A 13,452-nucleotide genomic window follows, 5' to 3' on the forward strand; every position below is an offset into this window, starting at 1 on the left:
GACCGCCCAACGACGCCACCTCGCGGGATTTCTGTACAAATTATGACCGCAAGATGTGGAATCCTTAATTTGATCCATGACGCAGCCGTGGCACTGTGACCGCAGTTCATCCCGGCCAGGCTGTCGCCAATAACCCCTCTGTGCTGGCCGGAGCGTGCGAAAACCACTCCACCGAAGGAGATTACGATGAAAACCATGATGACTTCCGTTGCCGTTTCCATGGCCCTGCTGGCTGCCGGACCGGCTCTCGCACAAAACACGTCACAGAACCAGGGTTACGAGAACCCAGCAGCGACAGGCACACAGAAAACCAACTACTCCGACGCCGAGCTGAAGAAGTTCGTCACGGTCCAGAAAGACATTTCCTCAATCCGCAAGGAATACATCCCGCAGATCCAGGAAACCGAAGACAAGGCCAAGGTCAAGAAGCTGCAGATGGAAGCCAACGACAAGATGGTCTCCGCGATCCAGGACAAGGGTCTGGACATCCCCACGTACAACGCCATCGCCACCGCTTACAACAGCGAGCCGAAGGTCCGCAATCGCGTTGATGCCCTGATGTAAGCTGTCCGTTCTCCGGACGTAAAAAAACCCCGCTCGCAAGCGGGGTTTTTTGTGCCTGACGGTTGGCTGCGCCCGCCTACTGCATGAGCCCGGGCAGGAACAGCGCGATCTGCGGGAACAGGATCAGCAACACGGTCGACAGCAGCAACAGGATGATGAACGGCGGTGTGCCGCGGATCACTTCCAGATACGGTCGCCTGAAGATCGCCACCGCTGTGAAGATGTCGCAGCCGAACGGTGGTGTTGCGGAGCCAATCGCCGCCTGCAGCGTCACCAGGGTACCCACCAGCACCGGATCGATCCCCGCAGCGGCCACGGCCGGCGCGAAAATCGGAGTCAGCACCAGGATCACCACGATCGGGTCGACGAACATACAGCCGACGAAGTAGGACACCGAGATCAGCGCCAGGATGAAATACGGGCTGTCCGCGGCATTGGCCACCACGTCACCCAGCAGCAGATCCGGAATCTTGGCGAAGGAAATCACCCAGGAGAAGGCCGTACCGGCCGCCACCAGGATAAACACCACCGCGGTGATCAGACCGGTCGACAGCGCCACCGCCGGCAAGTCGCTCATGCGCACCTGCCGGAAGATGACCATCTCCAGCACCAGCGCATAGGCCACCGACATGGCCGCCGCTTCAGTGGGGCTGAACATGCCCGAATAGATCCCGCCGATGATGATCACCGGGAAGCCCATGGGCAGAATCGCCTTCTTCAGGGCCGTCATGCGTTCGGACCAGCTCGCCTTCGGCAGAACGGGAATCTTCAGCTTCACCGAGAGGAAATAGCAGTAGATGGAGAACAGCACCAGAATCATCAGTCCCGGCCCGATACCAGCGATGAACAGGTCGCCCACCGAGGTGCCGGAGACCACGCCGTAGATGATCATGCCGATGGACGGCGGAATCAGCAGGGCGATGTCACTGGCATTGATGATCAGCGCCATCGCGAACTTGTCGGTGTAACCCGCCTCAATCAGCTTGGGCCGCAACGGCTGGCCCATCGCTACGACCGTGGCCTGGGTCGAACCGGACACCGCACCGAACAGGGTGCAGGACATGGCCGTGGTCATCGGCAGCCCGCCACGCAGGTGGCCGACGAACTTGGACACCAGATCCAGCAGACGGTCCGCCGTGTGCCCCTTGATCATGATGTCGGCCGCCAATATGAACATGGGCACCGCCACCAGCACGCTCTGGGAAATCCCGCCAATCATCTGCTGGATGATCACCGAGCCTTCCAGGAACGGGAACTGGGAGAACAGCAGCACCATGGCCCCCACCAGCAGCGGCACCATCATCGGGAACCCCATCAGCAGGAACGCCACCATGACGACCGCCACAATGATGGCCATCACCGGCATGCTCATCCCGGCCAGACCGAGCCACTCCATGAAATCAGCCATTGGGCTTCTCCTTCTGCTGCTGGGTGTCCTGCTGGCTTGTGGAGGCCGAGGCGTTCTGTTCCTGGTAGTAGGCCTGCTCCTCCTCCGACAGACCGGCCTCGATGGCCAGTTCGTCTTCGTATTCGTCCCGGTGGTGCCAGGACAGCCAGGCCCCCTTGCTGATGAGGTTGCGCACACCAGCCAGGAAGAACTGCGCCGAACCGACGATCAGGCCGATCGGGACAATCAGGTAGGGGATCCACAGCGGGAACTGCATCGACGGCATCACCCGACCGGACTGGCGCAGGTTCTGTATGTAGTCGATCGAATACATCGCCAGCAGGGCCAGCAACGCGCAGGAGAAGAAACTGACGATCGTCAGGAGAATTTTCTGCCCTGTGGGCGGCAGCAGGTCATGAACAGCGGAAACTCGGATGTGGCGGGCATTGCGAACGCCATGGCCGACGCCAACGAAGGTCACGATGACTACAAGAATCTGGGCCAATTCGTCGACAAACGACAGACTGTGGCCCATATTTCTGGCAAAGACGCCGACGATACTGGCCGCAGCCATGATGAGTATGCCGACGATCAGGATGCCCTGTTCAATTACATTCAGTCCGGTATCCAGCAAATGAAAGGGCCCTTTCTTTGCCTTTCCATGTTTTGGGCCTTCGGACGCGCCCCTGGATTCAGCCATGGTCTCGCTCCATTTTCTTTTCACGTGAATACAGTATACGTTGTAATAGATGGCAGACTTCAAGAAATATGTCTATTTGATAGTGTGTTATCGTGGCCACATTGGTTAGAACTCTAAAGGAGATAAGAACATGAGAAGACTCATTCGCTGGCTCGGAAGCCTGACAATTCTGATGGCATTCGCCCTTGTCGGGTGTTCGGAATCAGGCGATGACAGCGCCAACCAGGATGCGAATACCCAGCAGGAAAGTTCCAGCTCATCGTCCGAATCCGCGGCCAAGAGTGAGCCGGTGACCTGGCGCTTCGCGCTCGAAGAAATCGAGGGCAGTGTGCAGGATGCCTACGCCCAGGAATTCAAGAAAGAAATCGAGGAAGCCACTGACGGTGGCGTCAAGGTAGAGATCTACCCCTACGGCTCCCTGGGCACGTCCTCCCAGTTGACCGAACTGGTCCAGCAGGGCGCTGTCGAGCTGGCCTTTGCGTCTCCGGGCCACCTGGCCTCTGTCATTCCCGAAGTGGGTATTTTCACCCTGCACTTCGTGCTGTCTGACAACAACGACGTCAACAAGGCCGTACTGTCCAGCGACGAGGTCCACGACCTGTTCTCCGACCGCTACAACGCCCAGGGCCTGGAGCTGCTGAGCATCGTGCCGGAAGGCTGGATGGTCTGGACCGGCAACAAGCCGCTGCGTACCCCGGCCGACTTCGAAGACTTCAAGATGCGCACCATGACCTCGCCGATTCTGACCGAATCCTACAAGGCCTACGGCGCCAACCCGACCCCGATGCCCTATTCTGAGGTCTACAGTGGCCTCCAGCTGAAGCAGATCGACGGTCAGGTCAACCCGATCTTCGCCATCGAGGAAATGAGCTTCTACGAAGTACAGGAAGCCATGACCCTGGCCCACCACGCCCAGTTCATCGCCACCGTGATTGCCGGCAAGGACTGGTACGAGGGGCTGCCGGAGGATCAGCGCACCGCTCTGAACACCGCGCGTGACAACCTGGTCGACTACATCTACGACAAGCAGTCGCAGTTCAACCAGGAGCGTCTTGAGAAGATCAAGAACAACAGCGACATCGAGGTTATCGAGCTGACCGACGAAGAGCGTCAGGCCTTCCGGGAAGCCAGCATGGGCGTTCGTGACACCTACATCGAGGCCGCCGGCGAGCGTGGCCAGCAGGTGCTGGACACCATCACCTCCATGGTCAAGGAGAAAGAAGCGGAGATGGAACAGGGCTCCTGATCCAGACCGCTTCATCGCATTGAAAAAAGGCGTGGCCCTCGGGTCACGCCTTTTTTTATGCTTGGCGCCCCGTCATTCTGAAGCGCGCAGCACCGCCAGTACCTGCCCGTTACCAGACATCAGAAACAGACGGCGCCCCTCGATGGCAAAGCGTTCGGTGCGGCCGAGCGCATCCAGGAACGCCTGTTCGGTTTCCTGCCGTTGCGGGCACATCATGCGAGTGGTGGCCAACGGCCCCAGGCTCAGGGCATCCCGACGTCGTTCAAACGGACCGCTGAAACGATTGCATCCCGCCAGTCCGTACGCACGGCGATCCTCTCCGAAGATGATGTGCACCGGGTCGTGATCGCCCTCCGTCTGGACCGGTTGGCGGTCCAGCTGTCGCAGGACCCAGTCCTGGCCCTGCAGGTCCAGCGCCGGGCAGCGCAGAGAGTCCGCATCCATCACGCCGTTCACCTGCGACACCCTCAGGAAGAGCTGTTCGCCGCCGGCGTCCGGCGCTTCCCGTTGAACCCAGTGGCCATCGACGCTCACCGCCACCCGTTGCGGCGGCTGGCGCTCCGACTGGGCATAGATGGTTTCCAGTTGTGGGTAGGCCTGCTCCATCGCCACCGGCCAGTTACGCATGGTGCGGGGATCATAGGCCAGCGGCGCGTCTGCCATCGTCATGAAACACAGCGCCATGGACCGGTCCTGTTGCAGCGGCGCCGGAGCGTCTTCCCATTCCAGCTCGACCGGCGCCGCCGTCCCGGCGACCGGCAACGCCAGCGTTTTCCCCGACACGATCCGCAGCATCTCCGGCGCAGCACCACCGCCCCGCGCCACCAGGGTCTGATCGCCCGGCACCGGCCACCACTGCCCCCAGTCGATGACCGGCGGTTTGTCGGCAGATCGGGCCAGAGCGCGTTCAAACACACCGTTGGGCCAGAAGACCCAGACCTGGTTTTCATCCTCCGCCACATAACGCCCCGCGGCCAGCTCGCCCGGGATCAGGTCGGGCGCATCCACGGCACCACCGCTGGCGCAACCGCCCAGCAACGAAGCGGTGGCCAGCAGAGTGAGGGTGATCGGGTATTTCATGACAGTGGTCCTTGTGTCCAGGTTGGCGGCCACTACGGGCCGACCGCCACCGGCGCGGTCACCGGGGTCGCATTGAGTTGCCGAAGCGCCACCTTGCCGCGGATGGTGAGATCGGAGATGAACTGGAACTGGTCTCGCGGATCGATCGGGTAAGCCTTGACCCGGTAACGGGTGCCCCAGGGCGTTTCGCTGAGCACAACGATAACCGGCTGGTAGGTCTTCACCCAAGGGCTGGTAAAAGCGACATCGCGCAGGGCTGTACGGACTTCGGCGGCGTCGTGCTCCGGCGCCAGGTAGAACTCGGCCACGCACATCAGGTTGCTGGTGCCGCTGTTGGCGTTGGCGATCAACGCGTCCCAGAGCTTGCTGTGGGGAATCACCACCGCCGTGTCGTCCGCGGTGACGATGGTCGCCGCCCGGGTACCGATGGCGCGGACTTCGCCGTAGCGGCCATCCACCTCGATCCAGTCACCGGGCCGGTATGGCATCTCGTAGAGGGTCACGATACCCGCCAGCAGACTGTTGGCGTAGTCCTTGAACGCGAACCCCAACGCCAGGGCCAGCGCCCCGAAGATAGCGATCAGGTTCTCGAACGTGGGCTCCACCAGGATCGGCACCACCAGGATGATCACGCCGACGATAATCACCAGCCTCAGCAGCGGGGCCACCGCCAGGATGTACAGCCGGGTCTTGCCGGAGAAGCGCGACGCCACCCGCGGCACCGCCAACTGGATGGCGACGATCAGCACCCAGGCGCCAATCGCCAGCAGAATCGCATCCAGCAATGCGCCGGAGGTGATCGCTTCCAGCGCCTTGCCCAGTCCCAGCTCTTCCATCGCTGTCTCCTCTATTAACCGGTGCGGCCCCGCCTCAGAAACCGTCCACGGCGAACCCTTCACTCTGCAGGTAACGCCGCACCGCCGGATAGCCGCCGGCGCTGACAAACCAGCCCCGGGGGTGCGGCTCCACGAGTTCCGCACGGCGCAGGGAATGCAGCGCCAACTGGATGTCGTCATCCCCCAATCCGGTGACCGGCTGCAAGGTGCTTTCATCGAGCCCCTGGTGCAGCAGCAACGCGTGCAGCACGAAAGCCAGCGGGCGGGATTCGCCCGGCGGCAGCGCCGGCAGGGTCAACTGCGACCAGGGCACCACCCAGCAGCGCTCGCCGTTGTCAGTCGCCCCGCTTGCGTCCGCCGTCGCCGCCTTGTCTTCGGGACGTGCCCGCAAAGCACGACGCCACACGGCCCAGGCAACTTCCGGCAGGCCCCGGGACCAGGCCGCCAGATCGCGCAGGAAACCTGATTCGCCTTCACCGTCCGGGGCCGCCACGAGGCTGTCGTCGGTGGTCAGGTGGAAACGGGGCCGCGTGTCGTTCTCCAGGGTGGTCAGCCACTGGCCCAGACGCTCGCTGTCGAAGGCCTGGGCAGTGATCACCGGCACACGCAATTCCGGCATCAGGTGGTTCCAGAACGTCCAGCACCAACTGGACGCGGCCACGATTCCGGGCCCCAGCGATCCCTCGGTAGCGGCGCCCAGCAGCCGGCGCACCAGTGCCAGCCCACCGGGCGTGCGCAGCCAGCAATGGCCCAGCTCCGGCAAAACCCAGGGCTCGTCGCCCTCGAACTGGGCCCACCAGGCCTGCAAGTCTTCCCCGCGGTGGATGCTGCCACCGGGCGGCGGCTGGATCAGGCGCCACTGGCGGTCTTCGGCCAAAGCCTCCAGTGCTCGCGTCACACCCGAGAAAGGCGGCGCTACCAGAAAGGTCACCGGCTGACTGTCACGCCAGCGATTGCGCCACTGGTCCAGGCCGTCGGCAAAGCCGGCCAGACCCCGACGCCAGTCCGGAGACGGTGCCCAGCGGGCGAGTTGATGGTCGCTTAGCGGCTGCAGGGACTCGCCGTTGGCGTCGCGCTCGTCCTGCAGCCAGTCCGGCGCCCGCACCCGGGCGAACACATCCGCCAGGGCATCGCGCAGGGTGCGGTGTACCGAGGTGGTCGGCAGGGCCCACTGATCCCGCGCCACGAGCTGCGGGTGACCGGAATCGGAATCGACGCCCATATCAGGAGGACTGAGGGCGCATGGCAATCAGGCGGGAATCGGCCAGGGCCGCCGTGCGGTGATGCACAATGGCCCGATACTCCGGCGCGGCCACCATGTTAAGGAAAGCCTGGGCCGAGGGATAACGCACCAGCAGCACTTCGTCCCAGTCCTCGTCGTGCGGCGCGATCACCGGCGCCATGGCCTGCCCCATCCATTCCGGCCGGGCACCAACGCGGGCCAGTTGGCCGAGCGCCAGCTTGCTGTAGCGGGCATAGGCTTCGCGCCCGGAACAGGGCCGCTCGTCGGTTTCTTCGGCATAGCTCGCCTCCTCCCGGAAGCGCAGCAGGTTGAGCATCACCACCGGTTCTTCCGGGGAGAAACGTTGCACGAGGGATTCAAGACGATCGCGGGACGGATGAATCGAGGACATAGGTGCTCCTTGCGTCTTTCGGTCTGTGGTGGCGGAGGAGCGCGAGATACCGGGGCGGCCGGTCAGGCTTCGGGTACCGCCCAGTCGATGCGTTGCCGGGCATCGATCGCGCCGCTGCTACGCACTTCCTCCAGCATACTTTCCATCAGGCCCGCCCATTCCCAGGGCGGGTTCACCAGCAACAGCCCCGACCCGGCCATGCCCCGCTCCGGCGGTGTTTCCAGGCGGTACTGGCTGTGCAGCACCTTGCGCACAGGGCTGTCCTGCAGGCGGCGGATCATGGCCTCATGCCGGGCATCCGGCAGTATCGGATACCATACAAGATAGACACCATGGCGGCAGCGCTGCCAGGCCTTGATGACCGTTTCCGCGGTGGTCAGGTAATCGTCCTTCACCTCGTACGGCGGATCGATCAGCGTCAGCAGGCGCGGCTCTTTTGGCGGCAAAGCCCTGAGCAGGCCCGCAAACCCATCCTCGGCCCGCACATCGACCCGGCGTGTACCGGCCCAGTCGTGCAGCCGCTGGCTCTCGCCGGAGTGAAGCTCAAATACGGTGAACCGGTCCTGGTCCCGCGCCAGTTGTTCGAACCAGGCCGGCGACCCCGGGTAAAACCGCAGTGTTTCACCACCCGGCGAATCCGGCCCATCCAACAGGCGCCAGACCTCTTTCCAGAGCGGGTGCTGCAAATCGTCACGACACGCCCACAGTTTGCGGATGCCTTCGTCGGCCTCACCGGTCTTGCGCGGTCGTTCTCCCTCCAGGTCGTAAGAGGCACTGCCGCCGTGGGTATCGAAACAGGCCACGGCGGACGGTTTCTTCTGCAACAGGCGTAGCGCCAGGAACAACCCGATGTGCTTGTGGACATCGGCAAAATTGCCGGCGTGGAAAGCGTGGAGATAACTCAGCATGACGGCATGTGCCTATCCGGTGAAAGCGTTATTAGGCCCCAGGGCCCAGAGCGGAACAATACCTCTTCGCACTAATTGCAATTGCGATCGTTAGTTCTATAATCGCAAATACAAATTAATATCATTAATAATATTCAACGACGCATGGTTGACAGGGAGCACCACTCGATGAAGTCAGGTTTTAACATGAAAGCGCTGTCGTTTGCCGTATCCCTTCCGGTAGCGCTGACCGCATGCAGCAGCCTCCAGGGCAACTCGGCCCAGTCGGACAAGCCCGCCACACCGGCCAACGTGGTCGAGCAATACGCCGACATCGCCCACGCGACCTACGAAGATGCGCTGATCACGGCCCGGGCCCTGGACGTCGCAACCGATACGCTGATCGCCAATCCCACCGAGGCCAATCTGCAGGCGGCACGCGAGGCCTGGCTGGCTTCCCGGGTGCCCTACCAGCAATCCGAAGTGTTCCGCTTCGGAAACGCCATCGTGGATGACTGGGAAGGTGAGCTCAATGCCTGGCCGCTGGACGAAGGCATGATCGATTACGTCGAGACCAGCGATTACCAGTACGAGCTGGGCAATGCCGGCGCCACGGTCAACATCATCGCCAGCGAAACCATCAACATCGGCGGCGAAACCATCGATGTGGCCACCCTCACGCCGGTGTTGCTGGCCGACCTGAACGAAATCGGCGGTTCCGAGGCCAACGTGGCCACCGGCTACCACGCCATCGAATTCCTGCTCTGGGGTCAGGACACCCACGGCTTCCAGGCCGGCAATGGCGAGCGTCCCGCCAGCGATTACGTCCAGGGCGAAGGTTGCACCCACGGCCACTGCGACCGCCGAGCCGCCTATCTGGATGCTGCCACAGACCTGCTGATCTCGGACCTTGAGTGGATGGTGGCGCAGTGGGCACCTGGCACAACCGACAACTACCGTGCCGAGCTGACCGCGATGGAACCCCAGGCGGCGATCCAGAAAATGCTGTTCGGCATGGGCTCCCTGTCCCTGGGCGAGCTGGCCGGCGAGCGCATGAAAGTGGCACTGGAGGCCAACTCGTTCGAGGACGAACACGACTGCTTCAGCGACAACACCCACAACTCGCACTATTACAATGCCCTCGGCATCCGCAACATCTACAGCGGCAGCTACACCCGGGTGGACGGCACCGCCGTGAGCGGCCCATCGCTGTCGGACCTGGTCGCCCAATCCGATCCGGCGCTGGACAAGCAACTGCGTGACGACCTCAACCAGACCATGGCCGCTCTGCAGACCATGAAGCAGACGGCCGAAGCAGACAGCGACGCGATGACCTTCGACATGATGATTGCACCGGGCAACGAGCAGGGCGCAAAAATCATTAACGACGCCATCGTCGCGCTGGTGAACCAGACCGGCGACATCGAGGAAGCGTCCCGCCTGCTGGGCGTGGAGTCGCTGCAGCCGGACGACGCCGGCCACACGTTCTGAGCCCTGGTTTTCCGGGCCCGGTGACTGAGCACCGGGCCCGTGCCGTTTGCACGAGATCCAAAGAGATTGATGAGAGAAGGTTACACCCTGTTCCTGGCCGCGTTTCTGGGCCTGACCGCCTTCCCCGCCGCCGGGGCTCCGCCCATCCAGGACACGCCGATGACCGGTGGTGACGGCTCCGTGAAGCAGTTCGACCACAACGCCTTTTCCCTGCCCCAGGGCAACCTGCCCATGACCAGGCGCCTGGATTTCAGCGTGGGCAACAGTTTTTTCCGCAATCCCTGGGTGGAAGCCCCGGCCAGCACCGACGCCCGCGACGGCCTGGGCCCCCTGTTCAACACCAACAGCTGCCAGGGCTGCCACATCAAGGACGGCCGGGGCCATCCACCCGGCCCGGGTGAAGCGCCGGTCTCGCTGTTCCTGCGCCTGTCGGTGCCCGCCGATCCGCAAGCCGATGCGCAGCTCCTGAAACGGCACGGTTTCAAGCCGGCACCGGTCTACGGCAGCCAGCTCCAGACCGCCGCCATCACCGGCCAGACGCCGGAAGCGGATCTGGTCCTGAGCTGGGAGCCGGTGGAACAAACGCTCGACGACGGCACCGTCATCACCCTGGAACGGCCGGTCTACCGCATCGAGAACCCGCAGTTCGGCCCCCTGCCGGAGAATCTGCTGACGTCCCCGCGCGTCGCCCCGCCGATGATCGGCATGGGCCTGCTGGCCGCCATTCCAGCGGCCGACCTGGAAGCCAGCGTCGACCCCGACGACCAGAACCACGATGGCATCTCAGGCCGCATCAACCGGGTCTGGGACAAGGCCGGCGGCGATACCGTGATCGGCCGTTTCGGCTGGAAAGCCGGCGCACCGTCGGTGTTCCAGCAAAGCATGGACGCCTTTGCCGGCGACATGGGCCTGACCTCCAGCCTGGTGCCGGCCACCGACTGCACGCCGCAGCAGCAATGCGAGTCATTTGCCCACGGCGGCGAGCCGGAAGTCAGCGACAAGGTGGCCCGCTTCATCGACTTCTACGCCAGCAGCCTGGCCGTACCGGTACGGCGGAACATGGAACAGCCCGAGGTGCGCCAGGGCGCGCGAATTTTCAATGACATCGGCTGCGCCGGCTGCCATACGCCGCGCCAGGTCACCGGAACCATCGCCGACCGTCCGGACCTCAGCCACCAGACCATCTGGCCGTATACCGACCTGCTCCTGCACGACATGGGGCCGGCCCTGGCGGATGGCCGGGGCGAGTTCCTGGCCGATGGCAACGAGTGGCGCACCTCGCCCCTGTGGGGCATTGGACTGGCCAAACAGGTCAACCCACGCGCCGGCTTCCTGCACGACGGCCGCGCCCGCACCCTGGAGGAAGCGGTGCTCTGGCACGGCGGTGAAGCCGCTGCTTCCCGCGACGGCTACCGCGCGCTGGACAGCGACGGGCGCGCCGCCCTGATCCGTTTTTTGAACTCGCTCTGACCGGAGATCAACCATGCCTGCATTCGCCCGCCCTGGCCGTCCTCTGCTGGCCGCCGTCTTCGGCGCCTTCGCCCTGACCGCCCAGGCTGCCGACACGCCGCGGGACACGTGGCACGCGGCGTTCCAGTCCGGCTACGACGCCCTGGCCGCCTCCGCCCAGACCCTGCAGCAATCGGCCACGGCCTATTGCGACGCCCCCGACGACACCGGCCGCGCCAGGCTGGTGGCGGACTGGCGCGCCGCGTTCCTGGACTGGCAGGCCATCCGCTTTGTCGACTTCGGCCCCATCGAGCAGGACAGCCGCGCCTGGCAGATCCAGTTCTGGCCCGATGCCAAGAACCTGGTAGCCCGCAAGGTCAGCTACGCCCTCAAGCAGGAAAACGCCGCCGTGCAGGACCTGGTGGACGACTCGGGCGTTGCCCTGCAGGGCTTCCCGGCCATCGAATACCTGCTCTACGACCCGGCCATGCAGGATGGCGACGACGCACTGCCCGCCGCCAACACCTGTCTCTTGCTCACCGCCATCGGCGGCCACCTGGAGCTGACCACCGCCACCCTGGCCGAAGACTGGCGCGCCTTCGGCAACTTCTACCGACAACAGGATCGCTACGAACACCGCACCGTAGAGGCCGCCCTGAACGGCCTGGAAATCCTGCAGGACCGGCGCCTGGCGGATCCGATGGGGCTGCGCGGTAATACCCGACACAACCCCTACCTGGGCGACGCCTGGCGCAGCGGCCAGTCCCTGGCGGCCATCCAGGCATCCATCGAGGGCCTGGACCAATACTTCAAACCCGGCCTGCAGGCGCGGCTGACGGCCGCCGGCCACGCCGACCTGGCACAGCGACTCGATCAGCAGCTACAGAACACGCTCGACGAGTTCCAGGCCCTGCCCACGGCGATGGCCCCGCTGCTGGCCGACGAGGCGGGCTACGCCCAACTGCAGTCGCTGTACATCGAGGTGACCCAACTGGAGCAGGTCCTGGCCGGCCGCATTGCCCCGGCCCTGGGCGTGACTCGCGGTTTCAACGCCAGCGACGGGGACTGATCCATGCTCAGCCGCCGACATTTCCTGCAAGCCACCGCGGCCGGCCTGATGGCGGCCGGCACCGGTCGCCTGACCCTCGCCGCCGGCCTGAACCGTGAACCGCTGATCCTCAGCGCCGTGGACGACCCGGCGGGGAAGCACTTCATCGCCGGCATCGACCTTCAAGGCCGCCCGCGCTTCCGGCTGCCGGTAGCGGACCGCTGCCACGGTGGCTGCGCCCGTCCGGCATCGGACCAGGCGCTGCTGTTTGCCCGCCGGCCGGGACGGCATTTCTACGTGGTCGATACCGCACGGGGCGAGACGGTGGCGACCATCGCCGCCGGCACAGACCACCATTTCTATGGCCACGGCGTGTTCAGCCCGGACGGTCGCTTTCTCTACGTGACCATGAACCACTACACCACCAGCGAAGGGCTGGTGCGGGTATACGACGCCGACCGGAATTACCGTGCGGTGCGGGATATGCCGGTCGACGGCATCGGGCCCCACGAACTGCGCCTGCATCCCGACGGCGAGACGCTGATCGTGGCCCTGGGCGGGATCGAAACCCACCCCGACTACGACCGCATCAAGCTCAACCTGGATACGATGCAGCCGGCGCTGCTGTTGATGGATCGGCACAGCGGCAAGATCCGCGAGCGCCATGAGCCCTCCCACCACCAGTTGAGCTGCCGTCACCTGGATGTCAGCCCCGACGGTATCGTGATCGCGGGCTACCAGTACCAGGGCCCGGAGTGGGAAACGCCGCCGCTGATCGCCCGACTGGACACCCGCCGTGGCACGTTCGACGAAATCTCCCTGCCCGACGACCTGCAGCCGCGCCTGCGCAACTACACCGCCAGCATCGCCTGCTCTCACACCGGACCCTACACCGTCGTCACCGCGCCTCGCGGTGGCCTGGTGGTGGTGATCAACCACGCTACCGGCGCCCTGGTCCGTCATCTCGATGTGGCGGACGTGGCGGGCGCCCTGCCCCTGGCCGACGACTCGTTTGTGGTCTCCTCCGGCAACGGCTCGGTGCAGCGAATCCACGCGGACAGCGCGGGCACCGAAACCCTGTCCCATTCAGACATGCGCTGGGACAACCATCTGACGCTCTTCGGCTGAAC

13 protein-coding genes are annotated in these 13,452 nt (G+C 64.2%); 6 read left to right on the top strand and 7 right to left on the bottom strand.

Annotated features, from left to right (window positions below):
- The first annotated feature begins 186 nt into the window (after positions 1 to 186).
- On the top strand, positions 187 to 564 hold the full coding sequence (locus GQB00_RS06110; protein ID WP_111495516.1) for a DUF4168 domain-containing protein: 378 nt from the start codon (positions 187 to 189) through the stop codon (positions 562 to 564).
- A gap of 76 nt (positions 565 to 640) precedes the next feature.
- Here the strand turns inward: GQB00_RS06110 and GQB00_RS06115 are convergent, their stop codons facing one another.
- A complete protein-coding gene (locus GQB00_RS06115; RefSeq protein ID WP_111496791.1) occupies positions 641 to 1,921 on the bottom strand; it encodes a TRAP transporter large permease in 1,281 nt (426 codons plus the stop codon).
- Positions 1,922 to 1,964: 43 nt separating this feature from the next.
- Positions 1,965 to 2,714, bottom strand: a complete 750-nt coding sequence (locus tag GQB00_RS06120; RefSeq protein ID WP_162628767.1) for a TRAP transporter small permease — start codon at positions 2,712 to 2,714, stop codon at positions 1,965 to 1,967.
- A 67-nt stretch (positions 2,715 to 2,781) separates the two neighbouring features.
- Between GQB00_RS06120 and dctP the strand changes: the two genes are divergently transcribed.
- Entirely contained in the window at positions 2,782 to 3,897 is a 1,116-nt protein-coding gene (gene dctP, locus GQB00_RS06125) for a TRAP transporter substrate-binding protein DctP (protein ID WP_165855570.1), read from the top strand.
- A gap of 72 nt (positions 3,898 to 3,969) precedes the next feature.
- Here dctP and GQB00_RS06130 read toward each other — a convergent pair whose 3' ends face one another.
- The 5 genes from GQB00_RS06130 to GQB00_RS06150 all read right to left on the bottom strand — a co-directional run bounded on the left by GQB00_RS06130 (position 3,970) and on the right by GQB00_RS06150 (position 8,355).
- Positions 3,970 to 4,977, bottom strand: coding sequence for an META domain-containing protein (locus GQB00_RS06130; RefSeq protein WP_165855571.1), 1,008 nt, complete (start codon positions 4,975 to 4,977; stop codon positions 3,970 to 3,972).
- A 32-nt stretch (positions 4,978 to 5,009) separates the two neighbouring features.
- On the bottom strand, positions 5,010 to 5,813 hold the full coding sequence (locus GQB00_RS06135; RefSeq protein WP_111495508.1) for a mechanosensitive ion channel family protein: 804 nt from the start codon (positions 5,811 to 5,813) through the stop codon (positions 5,010 to 5,012).
- 34 nt (positions 5,814 to 5,847) lie between these two features.
- Positions 5,848 to 7,035, bottom strand: coding sequence for a hypothetical protein (locus tag GQB00_RS06140; RefSeq protein ID WP_165855572.1), 1,188 nt, complete (start codon positions 7,033 to 7,035; stop codon positions 5,848 to 5,850).
- A 1-nt stretch (position 7,036) separates the two neighbouring features.
- Positions 7,037 to 7,447 (bottom strand): DUF1330 domain-containing protein, encoded by a 411-nt coding sequence (locus GQB00_RS06145; RefSeq protein WP_111495504.1) that lies wholly within the window; start codon positions 7,445 to 7,447, stop codon positions 7,037 to 7,039.
- A 62-nt stretch (positions 7,448 to 7,509) separates the two neighbouring features.
- Positions 7,510 to 8,355, bottom strand: a complete 846-nt coding sequence (locus GQB00_RS06150) for a 23S rRNA (adenine(2030)-N(6))-methyltransferase RlmJ (RefSeq protein ID WP_165855573.1) — start codon at positions 8,353 to 8,355, stop codon at positions 7,510 to 7,512.
- 168 nt (positions 8,356 to 8,523) lie between these two features.
- On the opposite strand from GQB00_RS06150, the gene GQB00_RS06155 reads away from it, so the two are divergent.
- The 4 genes from GQB00_RS06155 (at position 8,524) to GQB00_RS06170 (ending at position 13,450) form a co-directional block, all read left to right on the top strand.
- On the top strand, positions 8,524 to 9,825 hold the full coding sequence (locus tag GQB00_RS06155; RefSeq protein WP_165855574.1) for an imelysin family protein: 1,302 nt from the start codon (positions 8,524 to 8,526) through the stop codon (positions 9,823 to 9,825).
- Between the two features lie 69 nt (positions 9,826 to 9,894).
- Positions 9,895 to 11,295 carry a di-heme oxidoredictase family protein gene (locus tag GQB00_RS06160; protein WP_228276673.1) on the top strand — a complete coding sequence of 467 codons (1,401 nt, stop codon included), beginning with the start codon at positions 9,895 to 9,897 and terminating at the stop codon, positions 11,293 to 11,295.
- Between the two features lie 13 nt (positions 11,296 to 11,308).
- Positions 11,309 to 12,343, top strand: a complete 1,035-nt coding sequence (locus GQB00_RS06165) for an imelysin family protein (RefSeq protein WP_165855575.1) — start codon at positions 11,309 to 11,311, stop codon at positions 12,341 to 12,343.
- Positions 12,344 to 12,346: 3 nt separating this feature from the next.
- A complete protein-coding gene (locus GQB00_RS06170; RefSeq protein ID WP_165855576.1) occupies positions 12,347 to 13,450 on the top strand; it encodes a DUF1513 domain-containing protein in 1,104 nt (367 codons plus the stop codon).
- The last annotated feature ends 2 nt before the right edge of the window (positions 13,451 to 13,452 follow it).

The organism is Marinobacter sp. JSM 1782161 (assembly GCF_011421605.1).
Taxonomy (GTDB): domain Bacteria; phylum Pseudomonadota; class Gammaproteobacteria; order Pseudomonadales; family Oleiphilaceae; genus Marinobacter_A; species Marinobacter_A bohaiensis.

Excerpts from the sequence above, each read along its gene's own strand:
- GQB00_RS06110 (WP_111495516.1), top strand. The coding sequence starts at position 187 with ATGAAAACCATGATGACTTCCGTTGCCGTTTCCATGGCCCTGCTGGCT.
- GQB00_RS06115 (WP_111496791.1), bottom strand. The coding sequence starts at position 1,921 with ATGGCCATCATTGTGGCGGTCGTCATGGTGGCGTTCCTGCTGATGGGG.
- dctP (WP_165855570.1), top strand. The coding sequence starts at position 2,782 with ATGAGAAGACTCATTCGCTGGCTCGGAAGCCTGACAATTCTGATGGCA.
- GQB00_RS06130 (WP_165855571.1), bottom strand. The coding sequence starts at position 4,977 with ATGAAATACCCGATCACCCTCACTCTGCTGGCCACCGCTTCGTTGCTG.
- GQB00_RS06135 (WP_111495508.1), bottom strand. The coding sequence starts at position 5,813 with ATGGAAGAGCTGGGACTGGGCAAGGCGCTGGAAGCGATCACCTCCGGC.
- GQB00_RS06140 (WP_165855572.1), bottom strand. The coding sequence starts at position 7,035 with ATGGGCGTCGATTCCGATTCCGGTCACCCGCAGCTCGTGGCGCGGGAT.
- GQB00_RS06145 (WP_111495504.1), bottom strand. The coding sequence starts at position 7,447 with ATGTCCTCGATTCATCCGTCCCGCGATCGTCTTGAATCCCTCGTGCAA.
- GQB00_RS06150 (WP_165855573.1), bottom strand. The coding sequence starts at position 8,355 with ATGCTGAGTTATCTCCACGCTTTCCACGCCGGCAATTTTGCCGATGTC.
- GQB00_RS06155 (WP_165855574.1), top strand. The coding sequence starts at position 8,524 with ATGAAGTCAGGTTTTAACATGAAAGCGCTGTCGTTTGCCGTATCCCTT.
- GQB00_RS06160 (WP_228276673.1), top strand. The coding sequence starts at position 9,895 with ATGAGAGAAGGTTACACCCTGTTCCTGGCCGCGTTTCTGGGCCTGACC.
- GQB00_RS06165 (WP_165855575.1), top strand. The coding sequence starts at position 11,309 with ATGCCTGCATTCGCCCGCCCTGGCCGTCCTCTGCTGGCCGCCGTCTTC.
- GQB00_RS06170 (WP_165855576.1), top strand. The coding sequence starts at position 12,347 with ATGCTCAGCCGCCGACATTTCCTGCAAGCCACCGCGGCCGGCCTGATG.